Origin of the sequence: Paracoccus aminovorans (assembly GCF_001546115.1) — a bacterium.
GTDB lineage: Bacteria > Pseudomonadota > Alphaproteobacteria > Rhodobacterales > Rhodobacteraceae > Paracoccus > Paracoccus aminovorans_B.
In genome coordinates, this window is the sequence record NZ_KQ955208.1 from 2,139,329 (window position 1) to 2,153,565 (window position 14,237).

Sequence of the window (14,237 nt, forward strand, 5' to 3'; positions counted from 1 at the left end):
CTGGCGGCCGTCATTCCTCAGATCCTTTCCCTGTAATGCGGAGAGCATGACCTCGCTCCCAGCTAAGAACGAAATGCGCATTCACGCCAGAATGTTCCGTCATAGGCGAAATTTCGCCCATGATGTGCGACATCTGCGCCACATTCCGCCGATGCCCCGGCTTGTCACGGCGCGCGCATCGGGGCATGGGAAGGCATGAGCACCTCCGACCCGCACCTGGCGCCCGACTCCGCGATGCATGATCTGCGCGCCCGCATCGACGCGCTGGACGCCCAGCTGATCGCCTTGCTGGCCGAGCGTTCGACGCTGATCGACGAGGCGGCGCGGATCAAGGCCCGCGAAGGGCTGCCGGCCCGCATCGACAGCCGCGTCGAGGAAGTCGCCGCCAATGCCCGCCGCCTTGCCGGCCCTGCGGGTCTGGATCCCGACCTTGCCGAAGCCCTGTGGCGGCTGATGATGGAGCATTTCATCGCGCAAGAGGATCGGGTGCTCTCGGCCGGCCCGCACGACTGATCGCCATGGGGGCTTTGCCCCCTGCGCGTACCGCGCTCCCCCAGGATATTTATGCAAGAAAGAACCAACCGTCTTATGGGCGGATCATTCTTTCTTGCGTAAATATCCTGCGGGGGTCCGGGGGCGCAAAGCCCCCGGTTGCGGCAATTCCGGAACTGCGACCTAGACCGGGATCATGGTGCCTTGCAGCATGGCGACATGCTTGCGCCCGCCGGCGGTTTCGGCCCAGACATCGGCGGCGACCACCATGATGCGGCGGCCGGGGCGGATGACCCGGCCCTCGGCCAGCAGCCGGTCGCCGAGCGCCGGCGACATCAGGTTGATCTTCATCTCGACCGTCATCACCTCGGAGCCCTCGGGCATCAGCGACAGCGCCGCATAGCCCGCGGCCGAATCGCCGATGCTGAAGGCCAGCCCGGCATGGCCGGCGCCATGCTGTTGCAGCGCCGTCGGCAGGATCGGTGCGGCGATGCTGACCTTGCCGGGCTCGACGCTCAGCAAGGTGGCGCCCAGCGTCTGCATCATGGTCTGGCGGTCGAAACTGTCGCGGATGCGGTCGGTCGGATCAGTCATCGAACAGGCTTTCCTGCGTGCGCGGCGCGTCGAGACCGAGGTGGCGCCAGCCCAGCCGGGCCAGCATCCGGCCGCGCGGTGTGCGGGCGACCAGGCCCTGCTGCATCAGATAGGGCTCGATCACCTCCTCGATGGCATCGCGGCTTTCCGACAGCGCGGCCGAAAGGGTCTCCACCCCGACCGGCCCGCCGCCGTAATGCTCGGCCATCAGCGTCAGATAGCGCCGGTCGGCGGCGTCAAGGCCGATATGGTCCACCCCCAGCCGGGTCAGTGCGCTGTCGGCGATCTCGCGCGTCAGCCTGCCGTCGCCCTCGACCAGGGCAAAGTCGATCACCCGGCGCAGCAGGCGCCCGGCGATGCGCGGCGTGCCGCGGGCGCGCCGCGCGATCTCGCGCGTGCCGGCGGGCTCGGAGGGGATGTCCAGCAGCCGCGCACCCCGGGTCACGATATGGTCAAGCTCGTCGATGGTATAGAATTGCAACCGGGTCGGGATGCCGAAACGGTCGCGCAGCGGCGTGGTCAAGAGCCCCAGCCGGGTGGTGGCGCCGACCAGGGTAAAGGGCTGCAGCTCGATGCGCACCGTGCGCGCCGCCGGGCCTTCGCCGATCACCAGGTCCAGTTCGAAATCCTCCATCGCCGGATAGAGGATCTCCTCGACCGCCGGGTTCATGCGGTGGATTTCGTCGATGAACAGCACGTCGCGGGCTTCCAGGTTGGTCAGGATCGCGGCGAGATCGCCGGCGCGGGCCAGCACCGGGCCCGAGGTCATCTTGAAATTCACCCCCAGCTCGCGCGCCATGATCTGCGCCAGCGTGGTCTTGCCGAGGCCGGGGGGGCCGTGGAACAGCGTGTGGTCCATGGCCTTGCCGCGCATGCGGGCGCTTTCGATGAAGACGCGCAGGTTGGCGCGGGCCTCGGCCTGGCCGACGAAATCCGCCAGCATCTGCGGGCGCAGCGCGCGGTCCTCGGTCTCGCCCTCGATCGGGTCGGGGCGCAGCATCGGGTCCGGCTGGCTCATCGGTCGCCCCAGGGACCGGCGCCGCCCGAGACGCCCGGCACGCGCGAGGCGGCAAAGCCGCCGGCCATGGCCTGCAGCCGGGCGATGCGCTCCTCGACCGGCGGGTGGGTGGCGAACAGCCTGTCCATGCGCAGCGCGTGCAGCGGGTTGACGATGAACAGCGCCGCCGAGGCCGGGTTCCGCTCGGCCGGGAGGTTCACCACCTGCCCGGCCGCGCGCGAGATCTTGGCCAGCGCTCCGGCCAGCGACATCGGCTGGCCGCAGATCTGGGCGCCCATGCGGTCGGCCTCGTATTCCCGGGTGCGCGAGATCGCCATCTGCACCAGCCCCGCCGCCATCGGGGCAAAGATCATCGCCAGGATGCCGGCGAGCCCGCCGCCGCGGTTGTCGTCGCGTCCGCCAAACAGGCTGGAAAACATCAGCATGTTGCCCAGCATGGCGATGGCGCCGGCCATGGTCGCGGTGACGGTCATGGTCAGCGTGTCGCGATGCTTGATATGGGCCAGTTCATGCGCGATCACGCCGGCCAGCTCGTCGCGGCTCAGCACGCGCATGATGCCCTGCGTCACCGCCACGGCGGCATTCTGCGGGTTGCGGCCGGTGGCGAAGGCATTGGGCTGCTCGGTCTCCAGCACATAGACCGCCGGCATTGGCAGGCCGGCGCGCTGCGCCAGCGCCGCCACCATGTCGACCAGTTCCGGCGCCTGCTGGCGGGTGACCGGATGCGCCCCTTGCTGGCGCAGCACCATCTTGTCGCTGTTCCACCAGGCGAACAGGTTGCCGGCGCCGGCCAGCACCAGCGCGATCACCGCGCCGCCCTGGCCGCCCAGCAGATAGCCCATGCCCATGACCAGCGCGGTCAGGGCGGCCATCAGGACGAAGGTGCGCAGGTTTCCGGTCATGGTCGTCACTCCTTGGGGGCCAGCAGCCGCAGGGCCGCGCGGATCAAAGCCGCCGTGGCCGCCTGCGGTTCCCGCGCCGCGGCCTCGGCCACCGCCGAGGCGGCCTCGGACGGAGCATAGCCCAGATTGCCGAGCGCCGAGAGCGCATCCGACGTCGCCTGGGCCGAGGATGGCGCCGCCGGTGTCGCCCGGGCGGCGGGCGCCTCGATCACCTCGGCCGAGGGCTCGGGCAGGGGGCCGGGATCGACGGTCAGGTTGCCGCCCATCGCCATGACGGCGGGGGCCTTGTCCTTCAGCTCCATGGTCACGCGCTGCGCCAGCTTCGGCCCGACGCCCGGCGCCTTGCGCAGCGCCGACCAGTCGCCAAGCGCCAGCGCGCGGGCCAGCCCCTCGGGGCCGAGCGTGCCGAGGATCGCGAGGCCGACCTTGGCGCCCACGCCCTGGACCGAGGTCAGCAGCCGGTGCCATTCCTTTTCCAAGAGCGTCGGAAAGCCGAAGAGCTGCAGCAGATCCTCGCGCACCAGCAGCTCGGTATAAAGTGCGGTCGCCTGCCCGGCCGGGGGCAGCGCGGCGGCGGTGCGTTCGCTGACATGGACGATATAGCCCACGCCGCGCACGTCGATCAGCACGTGATCCTGGGCCCGGTGCAGGATGATGCCGGCGATGCGGCCGATCATGCGAACCTCCTCATGCAGGCACCTTGATGCGGAGCGCCCGGCCCTGGCTGTGATGGGCATGGCAGATGGCGACGGCCAGCGCGTCGGCCGCGTCGGGGCCGGCGAATTCGACGCCGGGCAGCATGAAGCGGACCATATGCTGGATCTGCTCCTTGGCGGCATGGCCGACGCCGACCACGGTCTTTTTCACCGCGTTCGGGGCATATTCGCCGATCTCCAGCCCGGCCTCGGCCGGGGCCAGCAGGGCGATGCCGCGCGCCTGGCCCAGCTTCAGCGTGCCGGTGGCGTCCTTGTTGACGAAGGTCTGCTCGACCGCCGCCGCATCGGGGCGGAATTCGGCGATCACCGCGCAGAGCCCGCGATAGAGCGTCGCCAGCCGCGGCCCCAGCTCGCCCGCCTCGGAACGCACGATGCCATTGCCCAGATGGCGCAGGCGCGGGCCGTCCACCGCGATCACGCCCCAGCCCATGTTGCGCAGGCCCGGGTCTATGCCGATGATCTTCATGCCTCATTCCCTTTTTCGCCATGGCTAGCACGAAAGGCGAACATCGCCTAGCGACTTTGTCATGCGGTTGACAATCGGCGCCCCGACCCAGAGATAGACCGGAACCAGAACGAGGGACCATGTCGCCAGCACTGATCGCCGTCCTGCCCTTTCTGGGCGCCCTGCTGCCGGGGCTGCTTGCGCGCCAGGGGCGCGGGATCATCGCGCTGGCCTGCGGCGCGGTCACGCTGGCGGCGCTGATCGGCTTGTGCCTGCATATCCCCGCCATCCTGGCCGGCGAGGCTGTGGCAACGCGCATCGCCTGGCTGCCCGGCCTGGGGCTTGATGCGAATTTCCGGCTGGACGGGCTGGGGCTGCTGTTCGGCATCCTGATCCTGGGCATCGGGCTGCTCATCATCGCCTATGCCCGCTTCTATCTCGCGGCGCGCGATTCGGCGCCGGTGTTCTACAGCTGCCTGATGCTGTTCCAGGGCGCGATGACGGGGATCGTGCTGTCGGACAACATCCTGCTGCTGCTGGTGTTCTGGGAGCTGACCTCGCTGTCCTCGTTCCTGCTGATCGGCTATTGGAAGCACCTGCCCGAGGGGCGGCAGGGCGCGCGCATGGCGCTGACCGTGACCGGCATGGGCGGGCTGGCGATGATCGCCGGCATGCTGATCCTGGGCCGGATCGCCGGCAGCTATGACATCTCGCAGATCCTGCTGGCGCGCGAGGCGATCCAGGCAAGCCCGCTGTATCTGCCGGCGCTGCTGCTGATCCTGCTCGGCGCCTTTACCAAATCGGCGCAGTTCCCGTTCCAGTTCTGGCTGCCGCATGCCATGGCGGCGCCGACGCCGGTCTCGGCCTATCTGCATTCGGCGACCATGGTGAAGGCCGGGATCTTCCTGCTGGCGCGGCTCTGGCCGGTGCTGTCGGGGACGCCCGAGTGGTTCCACCTGGTCGCCGGCACCGGCCTTGTCACCATGGTGCTGGGCGCCTGGATCGCCATGTTCCGCGACGACCTGAAGTCGCTCTTGGCCTATTCCACCGTGTCGCACCTGGGGCTCATCACCATGCTGCTGGGCTTCGGCACCAAGGCCGCGGCGCTGGCGGCGATGTTCCACATCGTGAACCACGCCACATTCAAGGCGGCGCTGTTCATGGCCGCCGGCATCGTGGATCACGAGGCCGGCACCCGCTCGATCGCCCGGCTGGGCGGCTTGCGGCGGCTGATGCCGCTGACCTTCGCCATTACCACCGTCGCGGCGCTGTCCATGGCCGGCATCCCGCCGCTGAACGGCTTCCTGTCCAAGGAGCTGATGCTGGAAAACGCCGGCCATGCCGCCTGGCAGGGCAATCCCTGGCTGATCGGGGCCTTGGCGACGCTGGGGGCGGCGCTGTCGGTCTGCTATTCGCTGCGGCTGGTCTGGCAGGTGTTCCTGGGCCCTCAGCGGCCGGATTACCCGCACCGCCCGCATGATCCGGGGCTGGGGCTGTGGCTGCCGCCGGCCGTATTGGCGGTGCTGGTGGTGCTGATCGGGCTGATGCCCAACCTCGTGGCGGGCTGGCTGGTCGAGGCCTCGGCCAGCGCCACCACCGGGGCCGAGGCGCATCCGCATTTCGCGCTGTGGCACGGTGTCACGCCGGCGCTGCTGATGTCCTGCGCGGCGGTGGCGGCGGGCGTCCTGCTGCTGGCGCTGAACCGGCGCCTGATCGGCGTGCGCGACGGCATGGCGCGGCCGGACGGCAAGGCCGGTTTCGACGCGGTGACGCGGGCGGCGGCGACGGCATCGGGCTTCGTCACCGACCGGCTGACCAATGGCTCGATGTCGCGTGCCTTTGCCGCGCTGACCCTGACGGTGCTGGCCTGCGGGCTCTGGGCGTTTTCGACCGGAAACTGGCGCGGCGCCACCCGGCCCATGCTTCAGGTGCAGGCGGTGCCGCTGCTCGGCTGGCTGGCGCTGCTGGTCGCGACCGGCTGCATGGTGGCCTTTCACCGGCAACGGCTTCTGGCGCTGGTGCTGGTGGGCATCGTCGGGCTGATGGTCTCGGCCAGCTTCGTCTATCTTTCGGCCCCGGACCTGGCGCTGACCCAGATCTCGGTCGAGGTGGTCACGGTGATCCTGCTGCTGCTGGCGCTGAACTTCCTGCCCAAGCGCACGCCCATCGACAGCCGCGACCGCAAGCGCGGCATCGACGCCTTCATCGCCACGCTGGGCGGCCTGGGCTTCGGCGCGCTGGCCTATGCCATGATGCGCAGCGATTTCGCGCTGCCGCCGATCTCGGGCTACATGCTGGAAAACAGCCACAAGCTGGGCGGCGGCGACAATGTGGTGAACGTGATCCTGGTCGATTTCCGCGGCTATGACACCTTTGGCGAGATCACCGTGCTGGGCATCGCCGCGCTGACCATTTTCGCGCTGACCGAAAGCCTGCTGAAGGGCGCCGGCGGCTGGCACCTGGACGGCTGGCGGGCCGCGCGCCGCGCCGGCGATCCGCATCCGCTGCTGATGGTGGTGGCGACGCGGCTGGTGCTGCCGCTGCTGCTGGTCGCGGGGCTTTACATCTTCCTGCGCGGCCACAATGCGCCGGGCGGCGGCTTCATCGCCGGGCTGGTGGTCGCCATCGCGCTGGTCGCGCAATACATGGCCTCGGGCCTGGCCTGGGCGCAGCATCGCCAGCGCATCCCCTATCACGCGCTGATCGGCGCCGGCGTGATCGCGGCCGGGCTGACCGGCATCGGCGCCTGGGCCTGGGGGCTGCCCTTCCTGACCTCGACCTATGGCTATGTCACGCTGCCGGGGCTGGAGCCGTTCGAGCTGGCCTCGGCCATGGGCTTCGACCTGGGCGTGTTCCTGTGCGTGCTGGGCGCGGTGATGCTGGCGCTCGAGGCGCTGACGCGCGTGGCGCGGGCCGCCGGAACCAGGGGGCGCTGATGGAATTCCTGCTTGCCAGCGCCATCGGCGTCATGACCGCCGCCGGGATCTATCTGATCCTGCGCAAGCGCAGCTTTGCCGTGGTGCTGGGCACGACCATGCTGAGCTATGCGATCAACCTGTTCCTGTTCTCGACCGGCCGGCTGGTGGTCGACGCCCCGCCGGTGCTGCGCGAGGGCGCGGGTGTCTATACCGATCCGCTGCCGCAGGCGCTGGTGCTGACCGCCATCGTGATCTCGTTCGGGATGACCGCCGTGACGGTGATGATAGCGCTGGGCGCCTATCTGGCCGGAGGCGACGACCGCGTCGACATGCCCCGCGCCGACCGCCGCCCGCCCGAGAGCGACGAGAGGGGCGACGCATGAGCCACCTGCTGATCGCCCCCGTGCTGCTGCCCGCCGTGCTGGGCGCCGTCATCATCCTGGGCCTGCGCGGCGACCTGCGCTGGCAGCGCGGCCTGTCGCTGCTGGGCACCGCGGCGCTGGTCGGGCTGGCGCTGTGGCTGAACCTGCTGGCCGCGGACGACACGATCCGGGTCTATCGCCTGGGCAACTGGGCCGCGCCCTTCGGCATCGTGCTGGTGCTGGACCGGCTGGCGGCGCTGCTTCTGCTGCTGACCGCGGTGCTGGCGCTGGCCGTGCAGCTTTACGCCGTGGGCTCGGGCTGGGACCGGCGCGGCTGGCATTTCCATGCGCTGTGGCAGTTCCAGCTGATGGGGATCTGCGGCGCCTTCCTGACCGGAGACGCCTTCAACCTGTTCGTCTTCTTCGAGGTGCTGCTGATCGCCAGCTATGGGCTGATGGTCCATGGCGGGGGCGAGATGCGGCTGCGCGCGGGCGTGCAGTATATCGCCTATAACCTCGCCGGCTCGGTGCTGTTCCTGGCGGCGTTGGGGGTGCTCTACGCGGTGACCGGCACGCTGAACATGGCCGACATGGCGGCGCGGGTGGCGGCGATCCCGCCGGGCGATTCCGCGCTGCTGCGCACCGGCGCCGTGCTCTTGGTGCTGGTCTTTGCCATCAAGGCCGCGCTGGTGCCGCTGCATTTCTGGCTGCCCGCGACCTATGCCAATGCGCCCGGGCCGGTGGCGGCGCTGTTCGCCGTGATGACCAAGGTCGGCGCCTATGGCATCATGCGCTTCATGACGCTGGTCTTTCCGCAGGACACGGTGGTCGAGAGCGTGGTCATGGACCTGCTCTTGCCCGCCGCGCTGTTCACCCTGGCGCTGGGGCAGATCGGCGTGCTGGGCAGCCGGCACCTGGGGCGGCTGGCGGCCTTCGCGGCCATCGGCTCGGTCGGGACGCTGATGATCGCGGTGGCGCAGCAGAACCCGCAGTCCACGGCGGCGGCGGTCTATTACCTGGTGCATTCGACGCTGGCGGCAGGCGCGCTGTTCCTGGTCGTGGACCTGATCGGCGCGCGCCGGGGCGACCTGTGGCTGCGCCCGCGCCCGGCGATGCCCGGCAACGGGCTGGTCGCGGTGCTGTTCTTCGCCACCGCCATCGCGGTCACCGGCATGCCGCCGCTGTCCGGCTTCATCGGCAAGCTCTTGGTGATGCAGGCCACGGCCGAGACGCCGGCGGTCATCTGGGTCTGGGCGGTGATCCTGCTCGGCTCGCTCGTCGCGATCTATGGCATGACCTGCGCCGGCTCGCTGCTGTTCTGGAAGGGCGCCGAGGCCGGCTCTGCCGCGCCCCGCGCCCCGGCCGGGCAGGGTCTGTCGCTTGCCGCCATCGCCGCGCTGCTGGCGGGCATCGTCGCGCTGACCGTCTTTGCCGGCCCGGCCATGCGCCTGGCCCATGACACGGCGCTGCAACTGCACGACCAGTCGGCCTATCTCGAGGCCGTGCTCTCGGGGCAGGAGGGCACGAAATGATGCGCCGGCTGTTCCCGCATCCCGTGCTGTCCTTGGTGCTGGCGCTGGTCTGGCTGGGGCTGGTCAACCGCTGGGCCTGGGGCTCGCTGGTCTTTGCCGTGCTGGTCGGCATCGCCGTGCCGCTGCTGACCGCGCCCTATTGGCCGGGCACCCAGGGCTTTCGCCGGCCCTGGCGCATCCCGGCCTATCTGGCGCTGGTGCTTCTGGACATCGCCAAGGCCAATGTCACCGTGGCGCTGATCGTGCTGTTCAAGCCGCGCCGCGCGTTGCGCCCGGCCTGGATCGCCGTGCCGCTGGCGCTGCGCCGCCCCGAGGCCATCGCCACCCTGGCCGGCACCATCACCCTGACCCCCGGCACGGTCAGCTGCGACCTGTCGCAGGACGGACGCGCGCTGCTGGTGCATTGCCTGCACGCCCCCGACCCCGATGCCGTGCGGGACGAGATCAAGACCCGCTACGAGACCCGGCTGAAGGAGATCTTCGAATGATCCTTTATGCGCTTCTCTTCGCCTATGGCTGCTTCGGGCTGGCGCTGCTCTGCTGCCTTTACCGCGTGGTCTTTGCGCCGGGGCCGGCCGACCGGGTGCTGGCGCTGGACACGATGGCGCTGAACATGATCGCGCTTCTGGCGATCTTCGGCATCGACCGCGGCACCGGCATCTATTTCGAGGCGGCGCTGCTCTTCGCCATGGTCGGCTTCATCTCGACCGTGGCCTATGCGAAATTCGTCCTGCGCGGCGACATCATCGAATAGGAAGGGGTGGGCATGGTGGCCGAGATCATCGTTTCGGTGCTGCTGGTGGTGGGCGGCTTCTTCGGGCTAGTCGGCTCCTGGGGGTTGGTGCGGCTGCCCGACCCGATGACGCGACTGCATGCGCCGACGAAATCGGCGACGCTGGGGGTGGGGGCGGTGCTGATCGCCTCGATGGTCTGGTTTCCGGCGCGGACCGGGCAGTTCACCTGGCACGAGCTGCTGATCGCGCTGTTCCTGTTCCTGACCGCGCCGATCACCGGCTACATGATCGCCAAGGCGAACATGCACCTGGGCTGGCGGCCCGAGGATCTGCCGCCGCCCGCGCCGGGCCAGGTCTGGGCGACCCATGCCGAAGAGGATGAGCCCCGCGCATGAAAAAGGGCGGCCCGCCGCCGCCCCCTTGCCGCCCTGGCGAAGGCCGGCTCAGATCAGCCCGGCATGCGCCATGGCCGCGTCGATCCGGGCCTTGGTCGCGTCGGTCAGCCCGACCAGCGGCAGCCGCACCCGGTCGGTGCACAGCCCCAGCCGCGACATGGCGTATTTGGCCCCGGCGACGCCGGGCTCCAGGAAGATCGCCACATGCAGCGGCATCAGCCTGTCCTGGTATTCCAGCGCCTTGGCATAGTCGCCGGCCAGCGTCGCCTCCTGGAACTCGGCGCAAAGCTTCGGCGCCACGTTCGCGGTGACCGAGATGCAGCCCACGCCGCCATGGGCGTTGAAGCCAAGCGCGGTCGCGTCCTCGCCCGACAGCTGCACGAAATCGGCGCCGCAGGTGGCGCGCTGCATCGACACGCGCTCCAGCTTGCCGGTGGCGTCCTTGACGCCGATGATGCGCGGCAGCTTCGCCAGCTCGCCCATGGTCTCGGGGCTCATGTCGATGACCGAGCGGCCGGGGATGTTGTAGATGATGATCGGAATGTCGCTGGCGTCATGCAGCGCGGTGAAATGCGCGATCAGCCCGTCCTGCGTCGGCTTGTTGTAATAGGGCGTCACCACCAGCGCCGCGGCGGCGCCGGCGGCCTGGGCGTGCTGCACCAGCCCGATGCCTTCGCGGGTCGAGTTCGAACCGGCACCGGCGATCACCGGCAGGCGGCCGGCCGCCATGCGGATGACCTCCTCGATGACCTGGCGGTGCTCTTCGTGGCTGAGCGTCGGGCTTTCCCCGGTGGTGCCGACCGGGACCAGCCCATGGGTGCCTTGCGCGATATGCCAGTCCACCAGCTTCTCCAGCGCCGGGAGATCCAGCTCCCCGTCGGGGGTGAAGGGCGTGACCAGCGCGGGCAGGGAGCCTTTGAACATGTGGGTATCCTGAGCTTTGTGATGCACAGGGGCTTACATCCCGACGCGCGGCTTGCCAAGGATGTGAGTTGCAGGGCCCGTCCGAGTCCCGCAGAAATGAGGCCATGATGTATCCTTTCCGCGACAGGATTCTGGGACCGCTGCTGGCGCTGTGTCTGGGCTTTGCGACGCCGGCCGGGGCCGAGGATGCCGGCCACCTGGCGCGCGCGCTGGCCGCCGCCGGCGCCCGCGACTGGACCGCCGCCGGGCGCGAGGCCGCGCAATCCGGCCCCATCGCCCGCGATCTGGTCGACTGGCAGCGGCTGCGCGCCGGGCAGGGCAGCTGGTCCGAATACCGCGATTTCGCCGCCCGCCACGCCGATTGGCCCGGCATGGCGCTGCTCTACAAGCGCGGCGATGCGCTTTTGCGCGCCGACCTGCCGCCGGCCGAGGTGATCGCCTGGTTCGGTCCGCGCCGCCCCGACACGCTGACCGGCGCCATGGCGCTGATCGCGGCCCTGCAGCCGACCGATCCCGCCGCCGCCAAGGCCGAGGCGCAGCGCTTCTGGACCGAACAGGCGCTGGCCAAGCCCGAGACCGAGGTCTTTCTTGCCGCCCATGGCGCTGCGGTCGCCGGGCTGCATGACGCGCGGCTGATGCGGCTTCTGGACCTGGGCGAATGGCAGGCGGCGCAGGTGACGCTGCCCCTGGCCTCGGCACCGGCGCAGGCGCTGGGAAAGGCGCGGCTGGCGCTGCAATCGGGGCAGGCGGGGGTCGATGCGCTGATCCTGGCGCTGCCCGAGGCGCAGCGGGGCGATGCCGGCCTGGCGCTGGACCGTTTCCGCTGGCGGGTCTGGGCCAAGATGCCGGAGCTGGCGCGCGACCTGATGCTGGAACGCTCGACCAGTGCCGAGGCGTTGCGCGATCCCGCCGCCTGGGCGGCCAAGCGCGCCGATTACGCCAGGCTGGCGCTGCGGCAGGGCGACTGGGCGCTGGCCGAGAAACTGGCGGCCGGGCATTTCCTGGCCCCGGGCAGCGACGAATTTTCCGACCTGGAATGGCTTGCCGGCTATGCCGCGCTGCGGGCCGGGGCCCATGACCGGGCGCAGGCGCATTTCCGGGCGCTGGAACAGGCCGTCGCCAGCCTGATCTCGCTGTCGCGGGCGCATTACTGGCAGGGCCGGGCGCTGGAGGCCAAGGGCGACCGCGCCGGGGCCGAGGCCGCCTATGCCGCCGCCGCCGGCTGGCAATCGGCCTGGTATGGCCAGCTTGCCGCCGAAAAGCTGGGCCTGCCCATGCAGGAGGCGCTGGCGATCCCCGGCCGGTCCGAGACGACGCTGCCCGACTGGCGCGGCGCGGCCCTGCGCGGCAATGGCGTCTGGCAGGCCGGGGTCTGGCTGGTCGCGGCCGGCGCGCCCGACCAGGGCCAGCGCTTCTTCCTGCACCTGGCCGAGACCGCCGCGCCCGAGGATATCGGCCGCATGGCCCGGATGATGCTGGAGCTGCGCATGCCCTGGCACGCGCTGCGCCTGGCCAAGGCCGCCGCCGCCAAGGGCACGGTCTATCCCGCCGCCTATTTCCCGCTGACCGGGCTTGAACATACGCCGCTGGGCCTGCCGCCGGAACTGGTCATGGCCATCGCCCGGCGCGAAAGCGAGTTCAACCACACGGTCTCCTCGCACGTAGGCGCGCTGGGGCTGATGCAGGTCATGCCCGACACGGCGCGTTCCATGGCGAGGAAGCTGGGCGAGCCCTTCGACCAGGCGCGGCTGACCCGCGACGCGGCCTATAACGCCCGGCTGGGCGCGGCCTATCTGGCGGGCCTGCGCGACCGTTTCGGGCCCTCGGTGGCGCTGGTCGCGGCGGGCTACAACGCCGGGCCGGGGCGCTCGGCGCGCTGGCTTCGGGATTTCGGCGACCTGCGCGGCGCCGTCGATCCGGTGGATTGGGTCGAGATGATCCCCTTCGACGAGACCCGCAACTATGTCATGCGGGTGGCCGAGGCGCTGCCGGTCTATCGCGCCCGCATCAAGGGCGCGGCGGTGCCTCTGGTGCCAAGCTGGGACCTGACCGGCGGCGGCGCGCTGCCGGCGCCGGCGCCGCCGCCGATCCGGCTGGCGGGCTCGGCCCGGCCGGTGATGCCGGCGCGGACGTTGGTGGGCTATGCTTCGGGCGGGGTGCTGGCCGAGGTGCTGGGCCCGGTGCCGGTGATCGAGGCGGCGGTCAGCGGGACGCGGCCCGCTCGCGCTGGCGGGAACGCCACCAGGTGAACATGCCGGCAAAGACCACGATGCCGCCGCCGATGGCCACGTTCGGGGCCAGCGTCTCGCCGAAGATGGTCACGCCGAAGATGCTGATCCAGACGAGCTGCGTATAGGAGAACGGCTGCAAGGCCGAGGCCTCGGCCAGTTCATAGGCCTTGATGAGCAGGAAATGCCCCATGACGCTGGTCACGCATAGCGTCAGCAGCCAGGGAATGTCCGGGCCGGCGATGGGTTGCCAATACCAGACCCCGGCCAGGGTGCTGGCAAAGGCGCCGGCGATGCCGGTCCAGAAGAAGCTGACCATGGCGCTGTCGTCGCGCGCCACCAGCCGCGTCAGCAGCCCATAGACGGCATACATCAGCGCACCCACGAAGGGCAGGATGGCGTCATGGCTCAGCGCGCCGCTGCCGGGGTTCAGCACGATCATGATGCCGATGAAGCCGACCGCGACGGCGGCCCAGCGGCGCCAGCCGACCTTTTCGCCCAGGATCGGCCCCGACAGCGCCGAGATCAGCAGCGGATAGCAGGCAAAGATCGCATGGGTGTTGATCAGGCCCAGCCGGACGAAGGCCTCGATCACCACCACGACCTCGACCACCAGCAGCACGCCGCGGGCGATCTGCGCCACCGGCCGGCGCGACCGGATGACCCGAGACAGCCCGCCCTGGCTGCGCGCGCAGAGCAGGATCACGAAGAGCGCGAAGAACCAGTAGCGCAGCATGACGATGAAGATCGGCGAATAGACCGCGCCGAGATGGCGCGAGACGCCGTCCTGCGCCGCGAAGATGAAGGTCGAGCCGCAGATCATCAGGATCGCCGTGCCCTGCCGGTCGGCCCGGGGACGGGCCAGCGGCGGCGGGACGGCAGGGGGCTGCGAGGCCGGCGACATCAGCGGTCCGGTCTGGGACCCGGCCTGGGGCCCGGTCTGGGGATTGTCTGGCATGGCGCGATTCCAAGGCTGG

The 14,237-nt window shown here is 70.2% G+C and carries 15 protein-coding genes; 8 read left to right on the forward strand and 7 right to left on the reverse strand.

All coding sequences use genetic code 11. The features are described 5' to 3' along the window. The first annotated feature begins 195 nt into the window (after nt 1–195). Nucleotides 196–513 carry a chorismate mutase gene (locus tag ASV56_RS10940; protein WP_062561997.1) on the forward strand — a complete coding sequence of 106 codons (318 nt, stop codon included), beginning with the start codon at nt 196–198 and terminating at the stop codon, nt 511–513. A gap of 162 nt (nt 514–675) precedes the next feature. Here the strand turns inward: ASV56_RS10940 and ASV56_RS10945 are convergent, their stop codons facing one another. Genes ASV56_RS10945 through ruvC form a run of 5 tightly spaced genes read right to left on the reverse strand, consistent with a single transcriptional unit; the run spans nt 676 to nt 4,188 of the window. Beyond that, nucleotides 676–1,086, reverse strand: coding sequence for a PaaI family thioesterase (locus tag ASV56_RS10945; RefSeq protein ID WP_062561998.1), 411 nt, complete (start codon nt 1,084–1,086; stop codon nt 676–678). Beyond that, a complete protein-coding gene (ruvB, locus tag ASV56_RS10950) occupies nt 1,079–2,104 on the reverse strand; it encodes a Holliday junction branch migration DNA helicase RuvB (RefSeq protein ID WP_062561999.1) in 1,026 nt (341 codons plus the stop codon). Before ruvB ends, ASV56_RS10945 begins: the two co-directional genes overlap by 8 nt. Further along, entirely contained in the window at nt 2,101–3,006 is a 906-nt protein-coding gene (gene htpX, locus ASV56_RS10955; RefSeq protein ID WP_062562000.1) for a zinc metalloprotease HtpX, read from the reverse strand. The genes ruvB and htpX overlap by 4 nt, the downstream gene beginning before the upstream one ends. A 5-nt stretch (nt 3,007–3,011) precedes the next feature. Further along, entirely contained in the window at nt 3,012–3,683 is a 672-nt protein-coding gene (gene ruvA, locus ASV56_RS10960) for a Holliday junction branch migration protein RuvA (protein WP_062562001.1), read from the reverse strand. Between the two features lie 10 nt (nt 3,684–3,693). Then, nucleotides 3,694–4,188, reverse strand: coding sequence for a crossover junction endodeoxyribonuclease RuvC (gene ruvC, locus ASV56_RS10965; RefSeq protein ID WP_062562002.1), 495 nt, complete (start codon nt 4,186–4,188; stop codon nt 3,694–3,696). Between the two features lie 119 nt (nt 4,189–4,307). Between ruvC and ASV56_RS10970 the strand changes: the two genes are divergently transcribed. Genes ASV56_RS10970 through ASV56_RS10995 form a run of 6 tightly spaced genes read left to right on the forward strand, consistent with a single transcriptional unit; the run spans nt 4,308 to nt 10,108 of the window. Next, nucleotides 4,308–7,103 (forward strand): monovalent cation/H+ antiporter subunit A, encoded by a 2,796-nt coding sequence (locus ASV56_RS10970; RefSeq protein WP_062562003.1) that lies wholly within the window; start codon nt 4,308–4,310, stop codon nt 7,101–7,103. Beyond that, the gene (locus ASV56_RS10975; protein ID WP_062562004.1) at nt 7,103–7,468 is read left to right on the forward strand and encodes a Na+/H+ antiporter subunit C; all 366 of its coding nucleotides are present in this window, start codon (nt 7,103–7,105) and stop codon (nt 7,466–7,468) included. Before ASV56_RS10970 ends, ASV56_RS10975 begins: the two co-directional genes overlap by 1 nt. Beyond that, on the forward strand, nt 7,465–8,979 hold the full coding sequence (locus ASV56_RS10980) for a monovalent cation/H+ antiporter subunit D (RefSeq protein WP_062562005.1): 1,515 nt from the start codon (nt 7,465–7,467) through the stop codon (nt 8,977–8,979). The genes ASV56_RS10975 and ASV56_RS10980 overlap by 4 nt, the downstream gene beginning before the upstream one ends. Beyond that, nucleotides 8,976–9,467: a Na+/H+ antiporter subunit E gene (locus tag ASV56_RS10985; RefSeq protein WP_062562006.1), complete on the forward strand. Its 492-nt coding sequence runs from the start codon at nt 8,976–8,978 to the stop codon at nt 9,465–9,467. Before ASV56_RS10980 ends, ASV56_RS10985 begins: the two co-directional genes overlap by 4 nt. Next, nucleotides 9,464–9,733 (forward strand): K+/H+ antiporter subunit F, encoded by a 270-nt coding sequence (locus tag ASV56_RS10990; protein WP_062562007.1) that lies wholly within the window; start codon nt 9,464–9,466, stop codon nt 9,731–9,733. Before ASV56_RS10985 ends, ASV56_RS10990 begins: the two co-directional genes overlap by 4 nt. 12 nt (nt 9,734–9,745) lie before the next feature. After that, nucleotides 9,746–10,108 (forward strand): Na+/H+ antiporter subunit G, encoded by a 363-nt coding sequence (locus tag ASV56_RS10995; protein WP_062562008.1) that lies wholly within the window; start codon nt 9,746–9,748, stop codon nt 10,106–10,108. Between the two features lie 48 nt (nt 10,109–10,156). On the opposite strand, the gene dapA is transcribed toward ASV56_RS10995, so the two are convergent. Continuing rightward, the gene (dapA, locus tag ASV56_RS11000; RefSeq protein ID WP_062562009.1) at nt 10,157–11,032 is read right to left on the reverse strand and encodes a 4-hydroxy-tetrahydrodipicolinate synthase; all 876 of its coding nucleotides are present in this window, start codon (nt 11,030–11,032) and stop codon (nt 10,157–10,159) included. A gap of 104 nt (nt 11,033–11,136) precedes the next feature. Between dapA and ASV56_RS11005 the strand changes: the two genes are divergently transcribed. After that, on the forward strand, nt 11,137–13,281 hold the full coding sequence (locus ASV56_RS11005; protein WP_253879956.1) for a lytic transglycosylase domain-containing protein: 2,145 nt from the start codon (nt 11,137–11,139) through the stop codon (nt 13,279–13,281). On the opposite strand, the gene ASV56_RS11010 is transcribed toward ASV56_RS11005, so the two are convergent. After that, complete coding sequence (locus ASV56_RS11010) at nt 13,235–14,218, reverse strand: DMT family transporter (protein ID WP_062562011.1); 984 nt, start codon at nt 14,216–14,218, stop codon at nt 13,235–13,237. The two genes, ASV56_RS11005 and ASV56_RS11010, sit on opposite strands and share 47 nt — an antisense overlap. Between the last annotated feature and the right edge of the window lie 19 nt (nt 14,219–14,237).